Annotated in this window: 5 protein-coding genes and 2 tRNA genes; all 7 read left to right on the forward strand. The window is 46.4% G+C overall.

What is annotated here, in order from left to right; translation table 11 throughout:
• Positions 1–168: 168 nt before the first annotated feature.
• The 7 genes from PBA01S_RS16910 (at position 169) to PBA01S_RS16940 (ending at position 6,884) form a co-directional block, all read left to right on the forward strand.
• Entirely contained in the window at positions 169–2,271 is a 2,103-nt protein-coding gene (locus tag PBA01S_RS16910) for a putative bifunctional diguanylate cyclase/phosphodiesterase (RefSeq protein WP_127576395.1), read from the forward strand.
• A gap of 81 nt (positions 2,272–2,352) precedes the next feature.
• On the forward strand, positions 2,353–2,925 hold the full coding sequence (locus tag PBA01S_RS16915; protein ID WP_036625392.1) for a TetR/AcrR family transcriptional regulator: 573 nt from the start codon (positions 2,353–2,355) through the stop codon (positions 2,923–2,925).
• Between the two features lie 232 nt (positions 2,926–3,157).
• Positions 3,158–4,108: an aldo/keto reductase gene (locus PBA01S_RS16920; protein WP_127576396.1), complete on the forward strand. Its 951-nt coding sequence runs from the start codon at positions 3,158–3,160 to the stop codon at positions 4,106–4,108.
• Positions 4,109–4,133: 25 nt separating this feature from the next.
• Positions 4,134–5,207, forward strand: a complete 1,074-nt coding sequence (locus PBA01S_RS16925) for an Atu2307/SP_0267 family LLM class monooxygenase (protein ID WP_127576397.1) — start codon at positions 4,134–4,136, stop codon at positions 5,205–5,207.
• A 57-nt stretch (positions 5,208–5,264) separates the two neighbouring features.
• The gene (locus PBA01S_RS16930; RefSeq protein WP_127576398.1) at positions 5,265–6,614 is read left to right on the forward strand and encodes a hypothetical protein; all 1,350 of its coding nucleotides are present in this window, start codon (positions 5,265–5,267) and stop codon (positions 6,612–6,614) included.
• 115 nt (positions 6,615–6,729) lie between these two features.
• Positions 6,730–6,803, forward strand: a tRNA-Pro gene (locus tag PBA01S_RS16935).
• 10 nt (positions 6,804–6,813) lie between these two features.
• Positions 6,814–6,884: transfer RNA gene (locus PBA01S_RS16940), tRNA-Gly, on the forward strand.
• Positions 6,885–7,674 lie beyond the last annotated feature (790 nt).

Raw genomic sequence — 7,674 nt, forward strand, 5'->3', positions numbered from 1 at the left:
GCAGTTTGGCAACAAGGGGTTATACCCCAAGAGCAAACCACCCGTTGGACGGGTGGTTATGATTTTTCCTCGACAAATTTGAGAAAAAGGAAGGAAATAAGCGGAAAATGTTGAATAGTACAACTCATGACGGATCGATAAGTACTTACCTCCGGAGGTTGATACGCATTGAGGATTAGGGCAGAGGAACGAACGACAATCATCCAAGGGGTAATCGGATTGGCGGCGATGATCGGGGTTGTCCAGTTGTCGGCATGGAACAGGTTTCCGCCAGGAACGGCCGAGGTTGTCCAAACGCTGCATCTTTTGACAGGTCTCATGTGCATGGCCATATCCTTCGCGATCTTCGCACAGGGATGGATTCTGTTTACCGACAAACTTTCCAAGCAGCGACTTTACACGGCCGTGTTATTTTCAGTGATCGGGATATTGGATATTCTGTACACTGTTTCGTACGGTGATATCTCGCTGCTTGGCTTCGAACCGAACGAAAATTTGGCGACCTGGTTTCTGGTGATCTCCCATTTACTAGGAGCTTTTGGGATGCTGCGGATCTTTGCTGTGACGGATCAGCAGGTGTCCGGGCAGCAGAAAGTGACGATGTTCGCCAGTGCCGTCTTCTTGACGCTGTTAGGTCTGTTTGTGTTAAATCGATATCAAGACCGCTTGCCGCTACTATTGGAAACGGAGCTTCTGCAACTGATGATGCAAGCGGGGATTCCTCTGCTGTACCTCCTTGTCGCTACGGCTGTTCTTTATCGACATCGGACGGAGCGCCCTTCAGCCATGATGATGGTAACCAGGGCACTGCTCTTCATGGCGATGGGTCATGTCTTGCTGATCTGTCCGCCGGGGCAAGTGGAGGGGTTAACTCAGGCGTTGGGGCAAGGGTATATGGCCATTTCGTATTACATCGTATTAAAAGGGGTTTACCGACTGACGATTGAAGAACCGTTGCGCGATCAACTGTTCGTGGAAGCCCAGATGAAGCATATGGCCTACCATGATGATTTGACCGGACTGCCGAACCTGCGACAAATGAAGGAGCAGTTGGACGAGCTCTTGGTTTTTTCGCGAGCTTGTATCGGTGTGGCGGTGATCAATATCGACCGGTTTAAGGCGATTAACGACTCGCTAGGTTACAGTGCGGGGGACAAAGTGCTGACCGAGCTCGGAAGTCGGTTAGCGGTGCTTGAAGGCCCTCAGCAATGGGTGTACCGGGTGGGCGAGGACGAATTCGCCGTGGTCTTCTCCGAGCTGCCGGATGTTTCGGCCGTCGAGGAGCGGGCCAAGCAGCTGTTAGCCTCTGTTGATCCCGGGGTCCTCATCGATGACACAGAATATCATATTTCCTTGAGTATGGGGTTGTCTGTATTTCCGAATGACGCCGACTCGGTCAACCAGTTGATCCAATTTGCCGATATGGCAGTACACCATGCGAAGGAGCAAGGCGTAGAGTTTCTGCGTTATCATGCATCGATGAAACAGCGCACCCAAGCGAAGGTAGAGCTTGAGAATGATATGCGCAAGGCGCTGGAGCGGGGGGAATTCTTCCTGGAGTTCCAGCCGCAGATCAGTTTGGATACGGGGAAAATGGTTGGGATGGAGGCACTTGTCCGTTGGAACCATCCGAAGCGGGGACTGATACCTCCAAGTGAATTCATTCCGCTAGCCGAAGAGAATGGGCTGATCGTTCCTCTTGGTGAATGGGTGCTAAGAACGGCTTGCCAGTATAATAAGAAATGGCAGCAGGAAGGATTCGAGCCCGTTTGTGTGTCCGTCAATTTGTCGATGCGCCAGTTCCGGCAATATAATTTAGCGGAGCACGTGGACGCAATCCTGCGTGAGGTAGGGTTAGATCCACAATATCTCGAGCTGGAAGTGACGGAAAGCATGACATACGATATTGAAACCGCGCTGGATCAGCTTCATCGCTTGAAGCGTTTAGGTATACATATCAGTATCGATGATTTTGGCACAGGCTACAGCTCGCTATATTATTTAAAAAGTCTGCCGATCGATCGGTTAAAAATTGATCGTGCCTTCGTCAAAGAGGTCATGTGCGACGGAAACGACGCGGCGATCGTCTCCACAATCACCACCATGGCTCATCACTTAAAGCTGAAGGTGACGGCCGAAGGTGTTGAGAACGAGGAGCAACTGGAGTTTCTGAAGCTCCAACGTTGCCATGAAGGACAAGGATATCTGTTTAGCAAGCCGGTGTCTGCCGGGGTGCTGGAGAGTGAATTCCTTAGCCGGCTAGCCGGCTAAGGAATTTTTTATGATTTTAGGTAAAAAAAACGAAAGGGCTGAATATTGACTTTCGATCGAACGTTCGATTATAATGTGGCCATGAAAAACAAATCTGATAACAAATCCGAACTGATCTATCAAACAACAATTGAACTTCTCAATGAAATTGGACTATCCGAGATCTCCATGTCCAAAATTGCGAAGCGGGCAAACATCTCGTCGTCGACCATTTACTTCTATTTTGAAAGTAAAGAAGACTTGTTGATTAAGCTATACTTTAAGCTTAAGGAACAAATGCATGAGAAAATGTTTCTTGGCGTTACGGAGGACATGTCAGTCAGGGCTGCCTTTGAGAAGATCTTGCGGAATTACTCCAGTTACATCGTGAATAATCAAGCTAATTTTCTGTTGATGGAACAGTTTTTTGATTCGCCATTTATCCAAAAACACTGTAAAGATCAAAGCGGTGGTGTATTTAAGCCGATGTATCCTTTATTCGAAAGGGGGATTAAGGAAGGGCTGTTTAAGGATTCGGAAACGAATCTGTTAGTTACTTACTCCTGCTTGCCTTTTGTCCAAATGGGCAAAGAGTATATTAACGGTGAGTATGAATTCACCCCAGACAACATCGACAAAATGATTCAAATGAGCTGGGATGCGATCAAAGCATGAACAGCCTCTTTTTTCACTTCAATAGATCGAACGTTCGATCGAGTTGATGAGTTAACTTTAATTTGCATCAATTTGATCGAACGTTCGATAAAATAAATATTTTTAAAGCTATTTGAACGAACGTTCGATAAAAAGGGGAGGTGAAACTAATTACAATTAAAATCTAAGCATGTAGATCATTGTGAAATGTTATTTCTTGACATAAAAAACAAAAGACAAAGGAGAGATATTTATGGAAAAAAGAGCCCTGGGGTCAAGTGGACTGAAAGTCTCAGCGATGGGATTAGGCTGCATGACGATGTCTGATTTTTACGGCAGTGACCGGGATGAACAGGAATCGATAGGGACGATTCATCGAGCATTGGACCTTGGTGTAAACTTCTTGGACACTTCAGATCTGTACGGTAACGGAGAAAATGAGAAGCTGGTAGGAAAAGCGATTAAAGATCGGCGTGACGAGGTTGTTTTAGCAACCAAGTTTGGGGTTGTACGTGAGGGAGGCTATTGGGGCTATAACGGCAGCCCGAGATATGTGAAGGCAGCTGCCGAAGCAAGCTTGCGCAGATTAGGTGTTGACCACATTGACCTGTATTATCTGCACCGGATCGATCCTTATACCCCCATCGAGGAGACGGTAGGGGCGATGGCTGACTTGGTGAGAGAAGGGAAGGTCCGTTATATCGGTCTTTCGGAAGCCCCGGCTCAACTAATCCGCAGAGCACATGCAGTTCATCCAATTACGGCAGTGCAAACGGAATATTCCTTATGGTCTCGCGACATTGAAGACGAAGTTCTTCCTACTCTCAGAGAGCTGGGCATTGGATTTGTCGCCTACAGCCCGCTTGGACGTGGGTTCTTAACCGGGACAATTCAGCGATACGAGGATTTGGATTACAGCGATGTAAGACGTAACTTCCCAAGATTTCAAGGACAAAACTTACAGAAAAACCTTCAATTTGTTGCTCAGATTAAAGAAATGGCGGCAGAAAAAGGATGCACTGCACCCCAATTGGCTTTGAAATGGATTTTGATGCAAGGTAACGATATTGTGCCTATTCCAGGAACGAAAAGAAGAAAGTATTTAGAAGAAAATATTGCGGCTTTGCAGGTTGAGCTTACAGATTCGGACCTTCAACGTCTTAATCAAATCGCACACAAAAACGTTGCTGCCGGACATCGTTAATTACAGAAAATGAAGGAGGATCATCATGACGGAATCCATAGATTTTGAACTAGGTATTAACACCTTTCTAGAAACTTCACCAGATCCTGTAACGGGCAAGCGGGTCAGCCATCCCGAGCGGATTCGAAATGGGATCGAAGAGATCGTTGTTGCTGATCAGGCTGGTCTTGACGTGTTTGGGATCGGAGAACATCAACGGTTTGATTTTGCCTCTGAGGCTCCAGCCGTCATCCTTGCTGCTGCAGCTGCTTTAACTAAGCGAATTCGGCTCACGAGTGCTGTCACCGTCCTTTCCTCGGATGATCCAGTTCGGGTCTATCAATCATTCTCAACGCTGGACAGCATCAGTAATGGGCGGGCCGAAATTATGGTCGGCAGAGGCGCTTTTGTTGATTCGTTCCCGTTGTTTGGCTACGACTTAAATGACTACGAGGAATTGTTTGAAGAACATCTTGAACTGCTTCTTAAGATTAGAGCTTCAGAAAAAGTCACATGGCGAGGCGGTCATCGTCCGGCGATTCATAATCTCGGCGTCTATCCACGATCTGTCCAAGACCCGCTTCCGGTGTGGGTTGGATCTGGAGGACGACCGGATTCGGCTATTCGAGCAGGAGCGTTGGGATTGCCTATTGTCTTTGCGATCATCGGCGGAAACCCGGAAAGATTTGCGCCCCTCGTCGAATTGTATAAACAAGCAGCTGCGAGTGCAGGCCATGATGTAAGTAAGCTTAAAATTGCGACACACTCGCACGGTTTCGTTAGTGAAACAACCGAGGAGGCGGTTCGGTTACACCGACCTTACCAGGTCGTTCAAATGAACGAACTCGGCAGAGTATTGGGCTGGGCGCCATACACCGAAGCATCCTATGAGCTAAATCGCAAGATGGATGGTTCCCTCTATGTTGGTGATCCTGAATATGTTGCAGAGAAGATTCTTCACACCCGCAAAATGCTAGGAACCAACCGCTTCTTCTTGCATCTGAATATTGGCACAATGCCTCATCGTGAAGTCCTGCGTGCCATTGAGTTGTTTGGCACCCGAGTCGCACCGATTGTTCGAAAAGAAATCGCCAAAGAAAACAAGCAGACGACCGTTTAAGTATCCTTTCCATCGTGGAGTCTTAAGGGAGTCATATATAAGGGAGTTTCGATGCGTATGTTACAAAAGTCAGCAATTGACGACAACGAGAATACATCCGAGGAACCTGGAGTTGCTTTGAAGTTAGAGCATCATGTTGAACTTGCCCTGCCATCGGTTAGAGCTGGATTTACAGATGATGGACGTCTTGCTTTACAAGTTGGTTCTGATTATTTGATAGGTGACATGTATCTGGCGAACGTATTGAAAACGATCATTGCAAATGAGAGCTTCGTTTATATGTATTTGAATGAGGATGTGTCACATCTTTGCGATTTGTTGATAGAGTCAGAGTTAAACTTATTATCTGGGCGGCTTAAGGAACACTTTGCGCTAACGATGAATTATCCGGCAGACCCTTTTCAGCCAGAAGGGATCGCCAGATTATTAGGGCTTGATGCTGAATCCATAGGCAATGAGGCCAATCGAAAGCTTTTGCTAGAGCATCTGGATCATTTATTGGTGAGACGATTCGGTAAAATCTCCGACACAGGCAAGTATAGAGAACCCACTGGCTTGAACAGAGCGATAGAGCTTTATCGTGAAGGAACTGCTAACCCTGCACTTAAGATTAAGTTGAACAAGAGTGAGGGCGAGCTTATATTCCTTGACTCTCATTTTAAAGCAGAAGTTGCTTCTCCATACGGAATTTCAGCGGCAGGTACATCAGAGACGGTTACAGCCATGGACAAAACGATCACGACATTTGAACGCATCATTCCTCGGTTGGGAATATACTATGCTCTATCCCAAGCTCAGATTGCTTTGTTCCGCTTAGGATGGGGATTCAAGGACATCCAAGCAAGTGATACTGTGATCAAAAGCTGGATTAGCGAGGTAACCGCTCGTTTGATCCCTGCAAGTCGAATGCCTAGTGAAACGACGATATTATATTTTATTAGGGCGACTTTACCGGATGGTTCCGAGGTGAACGGGATGTGGCCGAATACATTGTCAGCCGAATTATTCTACAACCTCGAAACTGGACGTGTAGAACATTATGTTTCAGAGCATGAGCATGAATTGGAACTGAAAGATGGATACCGATTTACTCTCGCCAACACGGCTGATGGTGGTGTAGCTGTCAGAACCGTTCCAGCCGATACGCAGGATACCCATCCTACACTTCAGTTCTATAACGATAGAGAACATTTGGATAAAGGTTTGATATTGCCAGCAGAAGACCAGTCAGTCTCTCTAATGGGCAAAGTTAATCCTGGAGCCGGTCATTTTAAAACATCACATTTAAGAGCCCCTAAGGGCAAGGAATTTAAGATCGTCTTGCGGGGATCCAATCATTTTGATGTTTATATCGTGGATGCAGGTCAGGGCGGAGTATATATGATTAACGATAACTCTGTTTCATGAATGCGGAGGATCGCAAGCCACCTGCCGGCACAGAAGCTGCCGGCAGGTTTCGCTTGCGCTCGCAGGCGAAACGTGATATATTAATTTCTGCCTTCTCAAAAAGGCCTAAAACTAACGGGACGTAGCTCAGCTTGGTAGAGCACCTGGTTTGGGACCAGGGGGTCGCATGTTCGAATCGTGTCGTCCCGATTGTAAGATTGCGGGTGTAGTTCAATGGTAGAACTCCAGCCTTCCAAGCTGGTAGCGTGGGTTCGATTCCCATCACCCGCTTTGCAGTTATTTTCCTCTGAAACCCTTGCGCCACAAGGGTTTTTCTTTTGCGCAAAATTCGACAAACGATAGACGACTTTAGGTTCATGGTGCAAAATTCAGGATTCAGATTTTCGAGCGGATCCATGAGCGCTCGATTGACCGTTTCTGTCTCGGCTCGGTCAGTTAAGCCTGATTTATAAAGGGTTTTGAGGTATTAAGGACGTGTTCACCCAGATTTTACCCAGTTATTCACATAGCTGGCGTAAAGGGTGAGCGCGTCTTCAGCGCTCAAATGTGCGGCCAGGCACTCGGCTCAAAGCCGGGACGCCGGCCTTTTTTTTTTGTTGCTCCCCGGCAGACAGCGGTTCTAATCTGGGAAAAAAAGAAAAGACCACCAAAGCACCGTCTAAAGTGGTCATATCAGATAACCGCTGAAATAGTTATCTTCTCTTTTTGTGTTTTTTAAGGCTGGATACATGACACATTACGTCTTTGACGGAATACTCATAAATGTGTTGTGGAATGGGTACACAGTGATGCTTTCTAATGATTTCAATGGGGTGAATAACTTGAACCAATTGAGGGTGATAGTAGTTTTCGTAAATCGACACTGGGGGATCAACAACGGTTTGTGTTGGACATGTCGGGCAAAAATACATTAGACTCATCTCCCTATAGATTAATTCAAAATATTGTATGCAAAGAGCAAAACAGTGACTGTTTATTTGTCCATGTTTAAAAACTTCACCTGCTCAACGAAGCCCACTTCGGTAAGGATTTTTTTGTTGTGAGAGAAACTAGTTCAAAA

It is taken from the genome of Paenibacillus barengoltzii NBRC 101215 (assembly GCF_004000745.1).
Classification (GTDB): domain Bacteria; phylum Bacillota; class Bacilli; order Paenibacillales; family Paenibacillaceae; genus Fontibacillus; species Fontibacillus barengoltzii.